We start from the raw sequence: 14,991 nt of genomic DNA, 5'->3' as shown, positions 1-14,991 counted from the left end.
GCTATTCGGCCGCGGCGCCGTAGGGGATGTTGCGCCCGCCGAAGCGGCGGACTCGGATATTGGCCTGTTCGGCATGGCCGACGAAGCCTTCCATGATGCACAGCCGCGAGCAGGCTTCGCCGATCAGGACCGAGGCCTCGTCGGTCAGGATGCGCTGATAGGTGCAGGTCTTCAGGAATTTCCCGACCCAGAGCCCGCCGGTATAGCGCGCCGCCTTCTTGGTCGGCAGCGTATGGTTCGTGCCGATGACCTTGTCGCCATAGGACACGGTGGTGCGCACGCCGAGGAAGAGCGAGCCGTAATTCTTCAGGCGATCCTGGAAATATTGCGGGTCCGCGGTCATCACCTGCACATGTTCCGACGCGATCCTGTCGGCTTCCTCCGCGAGTTCCTCCAGGCTGTCGCAGAGGATGACCTCGCCATAATCCTCCCAGGCCTGGCGGGCGATTTTTGCCGTCGGCAGGATCGCGAGCAGCCGCTCGATCTCGCGCATCGTCTCGCGCGCCAGCGCCTCGGAGGTGGTCAGCAGGATCGCCGGCGAATTGACGCCATGCTCGGCCTGTCCAAGCAGGTCGGTGGCGCAGATCTCGCCATCGACTGTCTCGTCGGCGATGATCAGCGTCTCCGTCGGGCCGGCGAAGAGATCGATGCCGATCCGCCCGAAGAGCAGGCGCTTGGCCTCGGCCACATAGGCGTTGCCGGGGCCGGCCAGCATGTCGACCGGCTTGATCGTCTCGGTACCGAACGCCATCGCCGCGATCGCCTGGACGCCGCCGAGGCAGTAGATTTCATCCGCGCCGGCCAGATGCTGGGCGGCGACGATCAAGGGGGCGGGCGCGCCATTGAAGGGCGGCGCGCAGGAGATGATGTGCTCGCAGCCCGCGACCTTGGCCGTGACGACCGACATATGCGCCGATGCCAGCAGCGGATATTTGCCGCCGGGCACATAGCAGCCGACATTCGCGATCGGGATGTTCTTGTGCCCGAGGATCACGCCCGGCAGCGTCTCGACCTCGATATCCCGGAGCGCCGCGCGCTGCGCTTGCGCGAAGTTGCGGACCTGCTCCTGGGCGAATGCGATGTCGTTGCGCTGCTGTGTCGTCAGCCCATCGACGCAGGCCCGGATTTCGGCGTCGCTCAGCCTGTAGGAGGCGCGGTCGAGCCCGTCGAACCGGGTGGCGAGCGCACGCACCGCCTTGTCGCCGCCGGTCTCGACCTGCGCCAAAAGCTCCTCCACCGCCTTGGTGAGAGCCTTGTCCTGAACCGCATCGTCAAACCGTGCCGCCGTCTTCAAGCGCCTGATCATCACTGCCTTCCACACCACATCTGAGCGCAAGTGTTCGGCGCTGCCGTGCCGGCTGACAATTTCGCAGTCGCTTGATTGCTGACGCGAAGTGACGCAGTGATCGCGTCATCATGCTGCTGATGCTTGGGGGGCGGGGAGGCTATGAGACCGGATGGGGTAGAACGATTTTCGGCGAACCTGAGGTTCCTCTGCGAGCGGCACAGCTCGATCACGGCGGTCTGCCAGAAGATCGGGCTCAACCGGCAGCAGTTCAACAAGTACCTCTCGGGCGTGCACCTGCCGTCGCCCGGCAATATCCGGCTGATCTCGCAGTTCTTCGGGCTGGGCACCGCCGTGCTCTTCGCCGACCCGGACGAGGTCCGGATGCTCGTCGACGGCAATTATTTTCCGGTGCTGGAACGGCTGCGCGGCTCGCGCCAGTTCGACGCCTTCATGAATGCAGCCGTACTCGGCGCCAAGCGGGAGACGCCCGATATCGCGGGGGTCTATGACCGCTACCAGTATTCATCGATCTACAAGGGCGCGATCATCCGCTCGCTGCTCTGCATCTACCGCAACGAGAACCTCTACCAGCATTGCTATCTCGAACGCTTTCCGAGCGCGGAAGCTCGGGGGAAGACGGATTACATCTTCAAATATCACGGTTTCACGGTGCCGCTGGCCGGGCGGATCTTCTTCTTCGATTTCGAGAGCGTGCAGAAGAACGAGCTGACGACGTCGATCCTGATGCCGGTTCAGCGCAGCAAGACCAAGTTCATGTTCGGCATCGCCAGCGGCATCGCGGCGACCATGCTGCGCGAGCCCTATGCGACCAGGACCGCCTTGCATTATCGCCGCGCCGGCCTGATCGGCAGGGCGGACATGGCCATCGCCACGACCTTGCAGCCCGACGACCCCTCGATCCCGCGCGATGTCCTGCACTATCTCGGCGATGGCAGCGACATGCTGCGGGTGAGCTGAGCTGCGCTGGCGGGGACTGGAACGGGGGGCGGGGACAGGCGCCTGGCGCCGTTTGACCTCAAGGCGAGGACGGTTCCGCGTGTTGCCGTCGCGCAATGATGCGGCTTCAGACCAGACCATCCGCCAGTTCTTCCGCCAGCATCGTGGTGGGCAGGTTGGTATTGGCCTCGGGGTGCGCAGGGCATCACCGAAGCATCGATGACATGGAGCCCGCGGACCCCGTGGATGTGCCATCGCGCGGCGAGGCGAAAACCGCGGAATCACCGGACGAAATACGGCATTTGCCGTATTGAGCGCCGCGGGCGGAATCCCGAAGCTGCGGACATGAGTCTCCGTGCGGAGGCTTTTTGCTCCCGCCCGAGGATGCCCTTGCCTGTCCGAGCCAAGCCCGCCGTCGCCGCCCTGTTGCTGACGACAGTCCTGACGAGCGCAGCCGCTGCCCAGTCGACTGGCCTCCTGACCGATCCGAACACGTGGCGGACGCCGGAATACCTGGCGCAATGGGGCCTGGAAACCATCAATGCCGCCAAAGCCTATGCCCGAGGAGTCGATGGCACCGGTGTCCTGGTCGGGGTCATCGATRGCGGCATCTTCGCCGGCCATTCCGAGTTCACCGGCCGTTACGCCGGTGGCTACGATTATCCCACCGGAACGGTGCAGGCGATCGATCGCGGCGGGCACGGCACGATGGTTTCATCAGTCATCGCCGCCAACCGTGACGGCAGCGGCATGCACGGCGTCGCGCCCGGCGCCTCGCTCATCGTGGCCGGAGCAGAAGACGCGCGGGGATGGATCGATTCGGATTTCGCGGCACGCGCCTATGCCGACCTGCAGGCGCGCGGCGTCCGTATCATCAATAACAGCTACGGCGATGACCGCCCGGTTACGGCATTCACTGCGGACAGCTACCTGGCGGAGTATGCCGTCGAAACCCCCGCCTATCGGCGCGCCGTCGCTGCGGGCGTTCTCAGCATCTGGGGCACGGCGAACCAGGGTCTCAACCAGCCGAGTGCCCAGGCTGGACTGCCGCATCTCTTCCCGGAGCTGGAGCGCGGCTGGCTGGCTGTGGCGGGTTATGCGAACGGCTACGAGCCCTGGTATACCAACCGCTGCGGCGTGGCCAAGAACTGGTGCCTGACGGCGCCCGGTGGCGGCGACTGGTTCGACACCGAATTTCCCGATGATCCCATCGTCGTGGCCAACACCAAGGGCGGCTACTCCAAGGTCTACGGCACCTCGCTCGCGGCGCCGCATGTCACCGGCGCCGCGGCCCTGGTCTGGCAGATGTTTCCGTTCTTCACGGCGGATCAGGTGCGCCAGACGCTGTTGGGGACGGCGCGGGACATCGGTCCGCCGGGAGTGGACGAGATCTTCGGCTACGGGTTGCTCGACGTCGGCAAGGCGGTGCTCGGTCCCGGCCGCTTCGACTGGGGCGACTTCGTCGTCGAGCAGCCAGGGGGTGTCGCATTCTTCGAGAACGACATCGTCGGGGCAGGGGGGCTGGTCAAGCGCGGCGGCGGCGAACTCGTGCTGTCGGGGCACAGCTCCTATGCCGGGGCAACGCGCGTCGAGGGCGGCTTCCTCTCGGTGATGGGCAGCATTGCCTCCCCGACCACGGTCAGCGGGTTCGGCGTGCTGGCCGGCACCGGCGTGATCAAGGGCTCCGTCGAGAATGCCGGCGCCGTCTGGGCGGGCGACGCCTATGGCGTCGGCATGCTGACGGTCAACGGCAACTATGTGCAGCGGCCCGAGGGCGTGCTGGTCCAGCAGATCGACGGCGCAGGGGGCCTCAACCATCTCGCCGTCGCCGGCAGGGCGAGCCTTGCCGGCCTCGTCGCCTTCACCGCGGAGAACCGGCTTCTGCCGCGCTCCCTGACCGCGCCCGTGCTAAGCGCCGGCCAGGGGATCAGCGGCCGCTTCGACGGTGTCGAGGGGCCGGCCGGCGACGGCACGGCCGCCTTCATTCGGGCGAGCCTGCGCTATGAGCCCCGCGTCGCCTATCTCGACATCCGCACGTTGCCGTTCGACACGCCGGAGGTCTGCGCCTCCGCCAACCAGTGCGCGGCTGGCAGCGGGTTGGAGCGCGGACTCGCCGGCGCGGACCGCGACCTGCGCGAGGTGGCGGGGGTGTTGCAGGCGGCGGGTACGCGCGCCGGCGCGCAGCGCGCTCTGGCAGCGCTGGCTGGCGAGACGCAGGCCAATCTCGGCACGCTGGCGCTCGGCGGCTTCGTGCCCTTTGCAGGAATGATCGAGCGGCGCCTCACTGCGCTGCGCGCCGGCCAGGCCGGGCCCAGCGGCGAGTGGAGTTCGGCGATGGCCTATGCGCCGGGCGCGACCAACAACCCGCTGGCGGCGATGCTGAGGCAGCTCCCGGCCGCCCCGGTCGCGCCGCAGAGCAGCGCCTGGCTGCGTGGCTACGGCCTGTTCGGCAAGCTTGGCGGCGACGCGAATGCGGGCGGCGGCACATATCGGGGCGGCGGCGCGATCGCCGGCGTCGACCGGCAGTTCACGCCCGCGTTCCTGGCCGGCGTCAGCGTCGGCTATTCCAGCACAGATGGCGATTTCCGCAATTTTGGCGGCAATGGCAGCGTCAAGGCCTATGAGGGCGCGCTCTACGGCGGCTATGCCAGCGGCCCGCTGCGCTTCGACGGCATCCTGGGCTATGCCCGCCTCGGCTTCGACAGCGAGCGCAGCATCGCCTTCGGTGGCCTGTCGCGCCAGGCCCGCGCCGCCTACGATGGCGACCGCCTCAGCGGCGCGCTGGAGGCCAGCTACGGCATCGATCTCGGCTGGTCGAAGATCGAGCCGCTGGCCGGACTGCGCTACACCTATCTGCACCAGGACGGCTTCAGCGAGACCGGCGCGGACAGCATTGGCCTGACGACCCGGCCGCAATCGGCGCAGAGCCTGCTCGGCAGCCTCGGCCTGCGTCTGGCGAAGAGCTTCGACATCGGCTCCGGCCGCCTCGCGGTCGAGGCGCGCGGGCGCTGGCAGCATGAATTCCTCGACGACACGATGGTGCTGAACGCGTCCTTCATCGGCGCCCCGACCGCAGGCTTCCCGGTGCAGGGTGCCCGGATCGCGCGCGACAGCGCGGTCATCGGCGCCGGCCTCTCGCTCCAGATCGACCGCAACCTGACCCTGTTCGCCGATTACGACGCCAGTCTGAACAGCGATGTCACCGCCCACGCCGCGACGGCCGGGCTGCGCGTGACATGGTAGAGGGCAAAGCTGTGCGGGAGCGGCGTGGACGGTGATGCAGCGTCCGTGCCTGATGGGTCCGGCGCCGTCACTGCAGGTTGGGAGGTTGGCCCGCTCTCGAGGGCTGGATGCATCCCGTCCTCGCTGAGGACATCCTGGTCGCAGGAGTGGCGAGCTGGCTGCGACCAGGTGCGATGCTCGCCTCCGTCCGGATGGGAGCTCGCACCTGGCATAGGCAGGCGGCGGTGAGCCGAGGGGCTCAGTTCTTCTGGAAGTGGAAGCCTTCAGCGAAGGTAAGCTCCACCATATCGCCACGCCTCAGGCGCCTGATCGCGTCTTGAATGCCGGGATCCGTGACTTCACGCGTCCGCGGTCCAAGCGGCCCGACATAGTTCACGACACCTGTCGCCGGATCGAAACTCTCGAACCTCGCGGTTACGGTCAGTGTCCGCACGATGAACTTGTCCGGCAGGTTCTGGAAGCTCGGGCTGCTGACCGCCTCGGTATAGACGATTGTCGGCTTGGCGCCTTTCCGAGCGCGCTTGGCACCAAGGATCACGCCTTCAACGCGTCGGATCCGGACGTTGTCACCGGCGTTGATATTCTGCAGGTCGCCGAACACGGACGGCACTGCGACGGGCCAGGTCTGGCGGCCCTGCCGGACGATCACCATGCGCTCGGCGGGATTCACCTCGGCGACCTCGACATCAAGCTGCTCGACTTCCACCGGGCCGACGCCGGCGACGATGACTGTCTGGCTTGTCACTGTCGGACCGGTCGCGCAGCCTGCAACCCCCACCGCCAGCGAGACTGCAAGGACCAAGCTCATTTGCTTCAACATCAGGCTTCTCCACTTTCAAAGGCAATCCGGTTTGAGACCTTTTGCCGGCCTCCGGATTCGATCGGCAGATTATGGAAGGCAGGAATGGATGACTGGGCGAGCTTCAGGAAGAAAAGGCCAAGTTCGGCCGCAACACAATAGGGGCTCGAACAACAATCTGCCTGGGCGCGACGAGACGTAGTCTCAGCGGTCAGCTGCGCGACGCCGGGTACAAAGCGACGCCTCCTCGCCTGGGGGCGCGGAATCCTGAGCCTGCCCCTCGGCGAGCCTGGTGGAAGTGATGAAAGCGGAGAGGCGGCCTTCGGCACGCCTCTCCGTCCTCTGTCAGCGGCGCAGGCGCGTCCAGACGCCGTCGCGCAGCTCGCGCGCCTTGAGTGAGCAATCCTTCACCGGCCGGAAACGCGTCATCAACGCTTCGGGCGGGTTGATGGCGGGATTGTCGCGCAGCTCGGCTGTCATGAACGCATCCGAACCTTTGATGGCGTTGTTGTAGCCGCTGAAATTCGAGGCTTCGGCGGCGTTCCGGGGGTCCATCATCCAGTTCAGGAACAGCTTGGCGTTCTCCGGGTTCGCAGCGCCCTTCGGCACGGCGAAATTGTCGCCCCACAGGTTCATCCCCTCGGTCGGATAGACGAAGACCGCAGTCGGCAATTTGGCCCTGGCGCGGTGCGAGGCGCCATTCCACTGCTGATGCAGCGCGACCTCACCGGCTGCGACACGATCGATCGTGCCGGTCGAGGAGTAGATCTTCACGCTCGGCTTCTGCTTCGCCAGAAGCTCCAGGATGCGCTGCGCATCGGCGGGGTTCTCGGTGCAGGTATCGAGGCCGAGATAGATCGCCGCGGCGCTGAACATTTCGCCCTGATCATTCAGCGCGGCGATCTTGCCGACGAGGTCGGGGCGCGGTTCGAAGAATTCCTTCCAGCTCTCCGCCAGCTTGCCGCCGGGAACCTTGGCGGAATCATAGGTGAAGCCGGTCGAGCCCCAGAGATAGGGAACGGAATATTCGCGGCCCGGATCGGCATCGGGGCGATCATGCGGCGCCTTCACATTCCCAAAATTCGCGAGCTTCGCCGCATCGATCTTCTGCAGCAGGTTGGAGCGGATCATGGTGGCGAGCACGGAGTTGGTCGGCACGACGATGTCGTAGCCGCCGCCGCCCGCCTGCAGCTTGGCCAGCATGGTGTCGTTGCTGTCATAGACGTCGACGCTGACCTTGACGCCGGTCTCGGCTTCGAAGCGCTTGAGCAGATCCGGCGGCACATAATTCGCCCAGCTGTACAGCAGCAGCTGCTTGGACTGGGCCAGCGCGATACCTGGTGCGCTGGCGAGCGCCAGGGCCGCCACCGCAAGACGGAAATAGTGTTTCAAGACGCTTATCCTCCCTTGTGTTGACTGGCGGGCCGCCGTCCGAGCAGGAAGGCGACGCCGATCACGGCGATCGAGGTGAGAAGCAGGATCGCCGAGAGTGCGTTGACTTCGGGCGTGACGCCGATGCGGATCATGCCGAAGATATAGACGGGCAGCGTCGTGGCGCCGGGGCCGGCGACGAAATAGGTGATGACGAAATCACCCAGCGAGCTGATGAAGGCGAGCAGTGCGCCGGCGAGAATGCCGGGGCCGAGCAGCGGCAGTTCGATGCGCAGGAACCGCTGCCATGCCGAGGCGTAAAGATCGCTCGCGGCCTCGATCAGAGCGGGGTCGAGGCCCGCAAGGCGAGAGCGGATCGGATAATAGGCGAAGGGGATGCAGAACACGGTGTGCGCAAGGATGACCGAGAGCAGGCCGAGCGGCGCCCCGATCAGCACGAAGAGCAGTAGCAGCGCCACCGCCGTGACGATTTCAGGGACCAGCAGCGGCAGTCCGAGCAAGCCTTCGACGACACCGCGATAGGCCGAGCGCGTGCGCGCGACGCCAAGCGTTGCGGCGGTCGCCGCTGCCGTCGCCAGCACCGTGGCAATGCTCGCCGTGATCAGCGAGTTCTTGGCCGCGCGCAGCATGTCGCCATTGTCGAAAACCGCCGCGTACCATCTGACGCTGAACCCGGTCCAGATCGTCGTCAGATCGCTGGCGTTGAACGACAAGGCGACGAGCGTCACGATCGGTAGATACAGGAAGACGAGCGCCAGCCCGGCGATGACGCTGGCGCCGGGAATGCGCAGCAGGTTCTGGTCGCGCATCATGACAGGCGCTCCGCACGCCGCCGCACCAGCGCAAGCAGCGCCAGCGACAAGAGCAGGATGAGCACGAGCACCAGCGCCAGCGCCGCTCCGAACGGCCAGTTGCGCGAGGCGCCGAACTGGGCCTGCACGAGATTGCCGATCATCAGCGACTTGCCGCCGCCCAGCAGCTCCGGGCTGACATAGGCGCCGAGACAGGGCACGAAGACGAGAACCGCGCCCGCGACGATGCCCGGCATCGCCAAGGGCAGCACGACGCGCGTGAGGACGCGGATCCGGTCGGCGCCGAGATCGAAGGCCGCTTCGATCAGCCGCCGATCGATCCGCTCCAGCGCCACATAGACGGGCAGGATCATGAAGGGCAGGAACGAGTAGGTCAGGCCGATCCCGGTGGCCCATGGCGTGTAGAGGATGTCGAGCGGCTGGCTCGTGATCCCGAGCCATAGCAGCAGGCTGTCGAGCTGGCCGCCATTCCGCAGGATCAGGATCCAGGCGAAGTTGCGTACCAGGAGATTGGTCCAAAACGGCACCGTCACCAGAAACAGGATGATGGCGGCGCGGCGCGGCGACAGCGTGGTCATGTAGAGCGCGGTCGGCAGGCCGATGGCGAGCGTCAGCACCGTGGTGATCGCCGCGAGACGGAATGAGCGGCCGAAGATCGCGATATAGTCGCTGTTGAAGGAGAGCGCGCCGAGCAGATCGCGCTCGAGCAGCAATTTCTCGTAGGCGACAGCGGTATGGCTGCCCCAGAGCACGCCGCCGAAGGGTGCGCGCTCCAGCGTCGAGACGTAGACCATCAGCAGAAGCGGCGCGACCATGAAGGCCACGAGGAACAGCGCGGCCGGCGCGGTGAGGGCGATATCGCGGGAGCGGAGCTCGTTCATGCCGCAAAGGCCCTGACGGCATCGCTCGGAAAGGCAAAGCCGCTGACCTGCCCGATCAGGGCCGTGACATCGGCATCTCCCGGCAGGCGGGCCCGCAACAGGGCCCCGCCCGGCAGGGATGCATGCAGCATCAGATCGCTGCCACGATAGACGGCCTGGCGGGCCTGACCGCGCAAGCGCGTTGTCTGCGCCGGCACGACGGCGACGCGTTCGGGGCGCACGACGAGCATCGCCTTCTCGCCCGGCGCAAGGAGGCCGGCATCGGCGACGGCGATCGGGCCATCATCGTCTGACGCGCCAGCCAGGCGGAAGCTCCCGCCATCCCCGCTTCGATCGACGCAGATCGCAGGCAGGAGATTGGCCTCGCCAATGAACTCGGCAACGAAGAGATTGGCCGGGCGCTCGTAGATATCGGCTGGTCGCCCGATCTGCATGACGGCGCCGCCGCGCATCACGGCGACGCGGTCGGACATCGTCAGCGCTTCCTCCTGGTCATGGGTGACGAAGACGAAGGTGATGCCGGTTTCGGTCTGAAGCCGCTTGAGCTCGATCTGCATCTCCTTGCGCAGCTTGAGGTCGAGCGCCGACAGCGGCTCGTCCAGCAGCAGCACTTTCGGTTCAGGCGCCAGCGCCCGCCCGAGGGCGACACGCTGCTGCTGTCCGCCCGAGAGCTGGGCGGGCCGGCGGTCGCCAAGCCCGTCGAGGCGCAGCAGGCGCATCATCTCGGCAACGCGCGCCCGAATGGCCTCGCGCGGCCGGCCGAGCATCTCGAGCGCGAAGGCGATGTTCTGCGCCACGCTCATATGGGGAAACAGGGCGTAGCTCTGGAAGACCGTATTGACCGGCCGGCGGTTCGGCGGCGTTCGCTCCATTGCGGTGCCATCGAGCAGGATCGCGCCCGAATCCGGATTTTCGAAACCGGCGATCATGCGCAGCAGGGTTGTCTTGCCGCAGCCCGACGGGCCCAGAAGTGTGAAGAACTCGTTCTTCAGGATATCGAGCGAGACGCCGCCCAGCGCAGGCTGACTGGCGCCGGCGAAGGTCTTGCGTACCGACGAGATGGCGACGGCTGCATCGGTCATGGGGTTTCCTTTGCCGGCCGCGATGCTCGCCGCCGCATCTGCTGGAACTGGTCGCCGAGCTGATGGCGCCAATAGATGAACTGGAATGCGGCCCGGCCAGCCGAGCCTGCAGCGAAAGGCAGCCCGAATGGCGCGAAATGCCGGTGGCGGTCGTCACCGTCGGCGATGGCGCCGGCGATCAGCTCGCCGGCGAGCGTGGTGTTCACCAGGCCCAGGCCGCCAAAACAGGCGGCAGCCCATAGTCCTTGTTCCAGGGGGCCGATCACCGGCATGCGGTGCCGGGCGATCGGCATCAGGCCGCCCCACGCCATCTCGACCTTCAGATCGGCGAGTTGCGGATAGATCCGCGCCATGTCGCCACGCAGCAGCCGCGCCAGCCGCGCCGCGTTGGGTTCAAGCGCGCTCGCCCGCCCGCCCCAGAGCAGCTGTCCGTCGGGCAGGACGCGATAATAATCAGTGGCGACGCGCGTATCCGAGACGGCGGCGTCGGTCGCGATCGCCTGCCTGATGCGCTCGGGTGCGGGCTCCGTCGTCATCACGAAACTCGCGACCGGCACCGTCGCAAGTCCCAGGCGCCTGTGGAGCAGGCCGAGATGCGCACCACCGGCAAGCACGACATGACGGGCGGAGACGGCGCCGGCCTTCGTCGCGACAGTCCAGGCCGTGCCCCGGCGCTTCAGCGAGACGACGGCGGCGCCTTCGTGCAGGTGTGCACCGTGCTGCGCCGCAGTGGTTGCCATGCCACGCGCCAGATTCAGCGGATGCAGCTGAAGCGACGAGGGATTGAGATACCCGTCGGCATAGCGATCGGTCGCGAGCATCGCGCCGAGCTGGGCCGCCGGCAGATGAACGAGGCCCGCATTGAAGCGCTCGTTCATGGCTGAGACATAGGAGCCCAGGCTGTCCGGGTGTTCCGCCATCCGGCACCGCAGGGCGCCGTGGCCGACGAGCACCGTCGGACCCAGCGCTTCGGCCCGGCGACGAACGATGGCGAGCGCCTCGCTGCTCAGCCGCCAGAGCGCCCTGGCTTCGTCGATGCCGAGGCGATCGGCCAAAGCCGGCATCGCAATCGGATAGCCGCGCGTGGCAAGACCGCCATTGCGTCCCGATGCGCCCCAGCCGATGCGGTGCGCCTCCAGCAGGATGACGGACCGCCCGCGCTCGGCCAGCGCCAGCGCGGCTGCGACGCCGGCAAGGCCGCCGCCGACAATGCAGGTCTCAGTCTCGTGATCTCCGTCCAGCCCCGGCCAGTGCGCGTCGTCGGTTCGCGTCGCCGCGTAATGAGTGGGTGGGTAGCCGCTCATCGCTAGTAGCCACCACCGGCGATCAGGCGCGCGGTCGCGACAGACAGTGGTGCGAACCGCTCGCGCACCGTGCTCTCGTCGTATTCGGCATAGGACATGGCGATGTGAACCGCAGCCCGCGGCAAGCCGCGCATATCGACCACGGGTGCCGAGACCACGATTTCGCCCACCAGGGTTTCCTGCACGGAGATCGCGAACCCATCCGTCCGGGCGCGGTCGATCGCAGCCATGATCTGATCGACATCGGTGACGGTATAGGGCGTCAGCTGCCTGCGGTTGCTGCGTTCGACCAGAGCCAGGGCTTCCGCCTCCGGCAGGCGCGACAGCATGGCCCGGCCGCCGGACGCGCAGAAGGCGGGGATGCGGCGGCCGACCAAGGTTGCGCCGAACGCCTCCCGCTGGCTTTGCAGACGCACGACGTAGAGAATGTCGGTGCCGTCGAGAACGCTGAGATCGACCCGCTGCTGACAGTTCTGGCGGAGGTCGGCGAGATAGGGGGTCGCCACCTCGACCAGCGGATCGCTGCGCAGATAGGCATAGGCGAACCCAAGCGCGCGCCGCGACAGACTGTATTTGCGGGTCGCCGGATTCCTCTCGAGATAACCAAGCGCATAGAGCGAGAACGTGAAGCGCTGCGCTGCGCTTTTGTCGAGGCCGGTCGCGGCTGCGATCTCGGTGATGCCCATCTCGCGCTGGTCGGGGCTGAAGGCTTCCAGCACCGCGAAGCCGCGCTGCAACGAGCCGACGAACATCGGGCTGGCAAGCATGCGCGCCCGATTGTCCTCTTCGCTTTCGGAACGCTCAGGTGCCTCTGCGGCATCCTGCTCATCTCTCATCGCGCTCTCCCTCGTTTCCCCGAGCTTATTCGCGCACATGAATATCGCAATAAGATTTTTAGTATTTTATTTTAGACAGAGAGTTCCGCCGTAGTGGGCCGCGTGATCCCCGGAAAGGGCGGTTGCCCCCGGGGGCGGCTGCCGGATCACGATCGTCCTTCCGACTCGCGGAAGGACGCCAGGGACTATGCGGATTAGCTGACGTCCGAAGGTCGCAGGAGGGTGGTTAGCGGATTGTTGGATCCGCTTCCTGAGGGGCGCGAAGCGGACATGATCCAGTCGCCAGCTTCAAAGCATGGCGTCTTACGTCCGGCGGCCAAGCGTTCATGCGGTCGGCAAAGTCCCGATCCTCGCCCGCGAACAAGGACCGGATAGCATCCTCGAAGCCAGGAAGGTCACCGGCCAATGCGTTGAGAAAGCGGTAGGCGGCTTCGCGCGCGGCCTTGGCTTGGGTCTGGCCACCATCGGATCGGCGAGCCTCGTCTACGAGGCGCCGTAAAACCTGTGACGTCCCGCCGGGCTGCGCGGAGAGCCATTCCCAGTGTCGGGGAAGCAGTGTGACCTCTCGGGCGACGACGCCTAGTTTCGGCCGCCCACGCCCGCGAGGCTCTGCATCGGTGTCCGAAGCCGTTTGCGTCCTGGCCGCCGCTGTCTCTCGCTTCCCCCGCTCGCTGAGACGGACCACGACTTCGGCGGTCGTGCCTCGCAGGTCGAGATCCACGACGGAGCCCGTAGCATCGTCGAAGACGAGAATGGACGCGTCAGCGCGGTCGCCTTCAGCGGCCTTGATCGCCAAGGCCACGTCAATCAGAGATCCAGCCGCTAGCTGCTCCGTGCCGACGAAAGCGGTGCACAACTTGGACAGGTAATCGGACATAGGATCCTCCACCGCGAGTTATTACCCGGCCAAAAAGGCGTGCGTCAATATTACCCGGGCAATATTGCTTTCTCAAACTGCTTCGGCTAGCTGTCGCCGCCGTCAGGAGGCGCTCACGTCATGAAACGCGAAGATCGGAAGGCAGCCGTAGCGGCCTATCGGAAACGAGAGATCGCGACCGGCATCTACGCCGTTCGCTGCATACCCACCGGTGCGGTCTGGGTGGGACAAGCTCCTGACTTGTCCACGATCCAGAACCGGCTTTGGTTCACCCTGCAGCTCGGAAATAACACGCATCGTTCCCTCCAGGACGCGTGGCGCGCCGAAGGGACGGAGGCATTCACCTTCGAGATCATCGAGCGTCTTGAGGAAGAAGAGAGCGACTATGTTCGCGCTCGCCTGCTGCAAGAGCGCCTCACGCACTGGGCAGACAAACTACAGGCTACCCGGATTTGACGGCTGGAAGCGGACGATGATGAAGAACCTGAACAGTAACGGCATCACCCTGGCCTATGACAGCTTCGGTGAGGAAGCGGCGGAGGCCATCCTGCTCATCTCCGGACTGGGGACGCAGATGATCCGCTGGGCTGATCCCTTTTGCGGGGAACTGGCCGCGCTGGGTTATCGCGTCATCCGGTTCGACAATCGGGATGCCGGGCGTTCAACCTCCTTCGCCCAGCATGGAACCGTAGATGTCGGAACGTTGGTGTCTCTCCTCATGGCGGGACAGCGGCCACCTGTGACCTACACACTTGCCGACATGGCCGCGGATGCAATCGGCCTGCTTGATGCCCTCTCCATCCCGCAGGCCCATGTTGTTGGGCGCTCGATGGGCGGGATGATCGCTCAGATGATGGCGAGCGAGTACCCGTCCCGTGTTCTGTCGCTCACCTCGATCATGTCGGCGACGGGAAACCCGGCCCTGCCGTCGGCAGAACCGGACGCCATGACGATGATGATGCGGCCCGCACCCGATCCAGTCTTGGACGAGGCGGGCTTCCTTGATCACGGCGTCGCCTTCGCCCGGCGCGTCGCTGGCACCGCTTATTCGTTCGACGAAGAGGCTTGCCGTGCTCTCCTCGGGGAGGAGGTTCGGCGAGGTCGTGTACCAGGCGGGTTCGGGCGCCAATTTGCGGCAATTGCGCTGGCCGGTGACCGCCGGTCACAACTGGCTACGATCAAGGCGCCGGCCCTCGTCATTCACGGGACGAACGATCCTCTCGTTCGCCCCGGCTGCGGTCAGGATACCGCGGCGTCAATCCCGGATGCGGAGATGATGCTGATCGATGGGATGGGACACGATCTGCCCGCGCAGCTCTTCAGTACCGTGGCGCACGCCATCGACCGAACCGCCCGCCGTTCGCGGCCGTCGACTTTCGGAGCATAGGAAGGCACCTCTGGCCGCAAGTGAGTTCGGCGTCCGCTTCCCGGAGAGCCACCTCCCTGCTCCAATGGCACATATGGATGGAAAGCTGAGATTTGGCTGGGAGCCAAAGGCGGACATGAGAAACTGAAGGTAA

13 protein-coding genes are annotated in these 14,991 nt (G+C 66.0%); 4 read left to right on the top strand and 9 right to left on the bottom strand.

What is annotated here, in order from left to right; genetic code table 11:
* Position 1 precedes the first annotated feature (1 nt).
* Positions 2–1,306: a histidinol dehydrogenase gene (hisD, locus tag AC1DW9_RS30900; RefSeq protein WP_476776808.1), complete on the bottom strand. Its 1,305-nt coding sequence runs from the start codon at positions 1,304–1,306 to the stop codon at positions 2–4.
* A 141-nt stretch (positions 1,307–1,447) separates the two neighbouring features.
* Between hisD and AC1DW9_RS30895 the strand changes: the two genes are divergently transcribed.
* On the top strand, positions 1,448–2,266 hold the full coding sequence (locus tag AC1DW9_RS30895) for an XRE family transcriptional regulator (protein WP_476776807.1): 819 nt from the start codon (positions 1,448–1,450) through the stop codon (positions 2,264–2,266).
* Positions 2,267–2,635: 369 nt separating this feature from the next.
* Positions 2,636–5,488, top strand: coding sequence for an autotransporter domain-containing protein (locus AC1DW9_RS30890; RefSeq protein ID WP_476855280.1), 2,853 nt, complete (start codon positions 2,636–2,638; stop codon positions 5,486–5,488).
* Positions 5,489–5,726: 238 nt separating this feature from the next.
* On the opposite strand, the gene AC1DW9_RS30885 is transcribed toward AC1DW9_RS30890, so the two are convergent.
* From AC1DW9_RS30885 to AC1DW9_RS30850, 8 genes are all read right to left on the bottom strand, one after another.
* Positions 5,727–6,308 (bottom strand): hypothetical protein, encoded by a 582-nt coding sequence (locus tag AC1DW9_RS30885; protein WP_441507200.1) that lies wholly within the window; start codon positions 6,306–6,308, stop codon positions 5,727–5,729.
* A gap of 324 nt (positions 6,309–6,632) precedes the next feature.
* The gene (locus tag AC1DW9_RS30880) at positions 6,633–7,679 is read right to left on the bottom strand and encodes an extracellular solute-binding protein (protein ID WP_441493646.1); all 1,047 of its coding nucleotides are present in this window, start codon (positions 7,677–7,679) and stop codon (positions 6,633–6,635) included.
* Between the two features lie 5 nt (positions 7,680–7,684).
* Positions 7,685–8,491, bottom strand: a complete 807-nt coding sequence (locus tag AC1DW9_RS30875) for an ABC transporter permease (RefSeq protein ID WP_441493645.1) — start codon at positions 8,489–8,491, stop codon at positions 7,685–7,687.
* Entirely contained in the window at positions 8,488–9,372 is an 885-nt protein-coding gene (locus tag AC1DW9_RS30870; RefSeq protein WP_441493644.1) for an ABC transporter permease, read from the bottom strand. Before AC1DW9_RS30870 ends, AC1DW9_RS30875 begins: the two co-directional genes overlap by 4 nt.
* Positions 9,369–10,454 (bottom strand): ABC transporter ATP-binding protein, encoded by a 1,086-nt coding sequence (locus AC1DW9_RS30865; protein WP_441493643.1) that lies wholly within the window; start codon positions 10,452–10,454, stop codon positions 9,369–9,371. Before AC1DW9_RS30865 ends, AC1DW9_RS30870 begins: the two co-directional genes overlap by 4 nt.
* Positions 10,451–11,758, bottom strand: coding sequence for an NAD(P)/FAD-dependent oxidoreductase (locus tag AC1DW9_RS30860; RefSeq protein WP_476776805.1), 1,308 nt, complete (start codon positions 11,756–11,758; stop codon positions 10,451–10,453). Before AC1DW9_RS30860 ends, AC1DW9_RS30865 begins: the two co-directional genes overlap by 4 nt.
* A 2-nt stretch (positions 11,759–11,760) precedes the next feature.
* Positions 11,761–12,594 (bottom strand): IclR family transcriptional regulator, encoded by an 834-nt coding sequence (locus AC1DW9_RS30855; protein ID WP_476776804.1) that lies wholly within the window; start codon positions 12,592–12,594, stop codon positions 11,761–11,763.
* 226 nt (positions 12,595–12,820) lie between these two features.
* Positions 12,821–13,471: a DUF2239 family protein gene (locus tag AC1DW9_RS30850; protein ID WP_476776803.1), complete on the bottom strand. Its 651-nt coding sequence runs from the start codon at positions 13,469–13,471 to the stop codon at positions 12,821–12,823.
* Positions 13,472–13,591: 120 nt separating this feature from the next.
* Between AC1DW9_RS30850 and AC1DW9_RS30845 the strand changes: the two genes are divergently transcribed.
* A complete protein-coding gene (locus AC1DW9_RS30845; RefSeq protein WP_476776802.1) occupies positions 13,592–13,927 on the top strand; it encodes a GIY-YIG nuclease family protein in 336 nt (111 codons plus the stop codon).
* Between the two features lie 16 nt (positions 13,928–13,943).
* Positions 13,944–14,858 (top strand): alpha/beta fold hydrolase, encoded by a 915-nt coding sequence (locus AC1DW9_RS30840; protein WP_476776801.1) that lies wholly within the window; start codon positions 13,944–13,946, stop codon positions 14,856–14,858.
* The last annotated feature ends 133 nt before the right edge of the window (positions 14,859–14,991 follow it).

Source organism: Allobosea sp. P4_E12 (assembly GCF_056401655.1).
The sequence above is the reverse complement of the archived record's forward strand: the minus strand, read 5'-3'. Positions and strand labels throughout refer to the sequence as shown.

Excerpts from the sequence above, each read along its gene's own strand:
- hisD (WP_476776808.1), bottom strand. The coding sequence starts at position 1,306 with ATGATCAGGCGCTTGAAGACGGCGGCACGGTTTGACGATGCGGTTCAG.
- AC1DW9_RS30895 (WP_476776807.1), top strand. The coding sequence starts at position 1,448 with ATGAGACCGGATGGGGTAGAACGATTTTCGGCGAACCTGAGGTTCCTC.
- AC1DW9_RS30885 (WP_441507200.1), bottom strand. The coding sequence starts at position 6,308 with ATGTTGAAGCAAATGAGCTTGGTCCTTGCAGTCTCGCTGGCGGTGGGG.
- AC1DW9_RS30875 (WP_441493645.1), bottom strand. The coding sequence starts at position 8,491 with ATGATGCGCGACCAGAACCTGCTGCGCATTCCCGGCGCCAGCGTCATC.
- AC1DW9_RS30870 (WP_441493644.1), bottom strand. The coding sequence starts at position 9,372 with ATGAACGAGCTCCGCTCCCGCGATATCGCCCTCACCGCGCCGGCCGCG.
- AC1DW9_RS30865 (WP_441493643.1), bottom strand. The coding sequence starts at position 10,454 with ATGACCGATGCAGCCGTCGCCATCTCGTCGGTACGCAAGACCTTCGCC.
- AC1DW9_RS30860 (WP_476776805.1), bottom strand. The coding sequence starts at position 11,758 with ATGAGCGGCTACCCACCCACTCATTACGCGGCGACGCGAACCGACGAC.
- AC1DW9_RS30855 (WP_476776804.1), bottom strand. The coding sequence starts at position 12,594 with ATGAGAGATGAGCAGGATGCCGCAGAGGCACCTGAGCGTTCCGAAAGC.
- AC1DW9_RS30850 (WP_476776803.1), bottom strand. The coding sequence starts at position 13,471 with ATGTCCGATTACCTGTCCAAGTTGTGCACCGCTTTCGTCGGCACGGAG.
- AC1DW9_RS30845 (WP_476776802.1), top strand. The coding sequence starts at position 13,592 with ATGAAACGCGAAGATCGGAAGGCAGCCGTAGCGGCCTATCGGAAACGA.
- AC1DW9_RS30840 (WP_476776801.1), top strand. The coding sequence starts at position 13,944 with ATGATGAAGAACCTGAACAGTAACGGCATCACCCTGGCCTATGACAGC.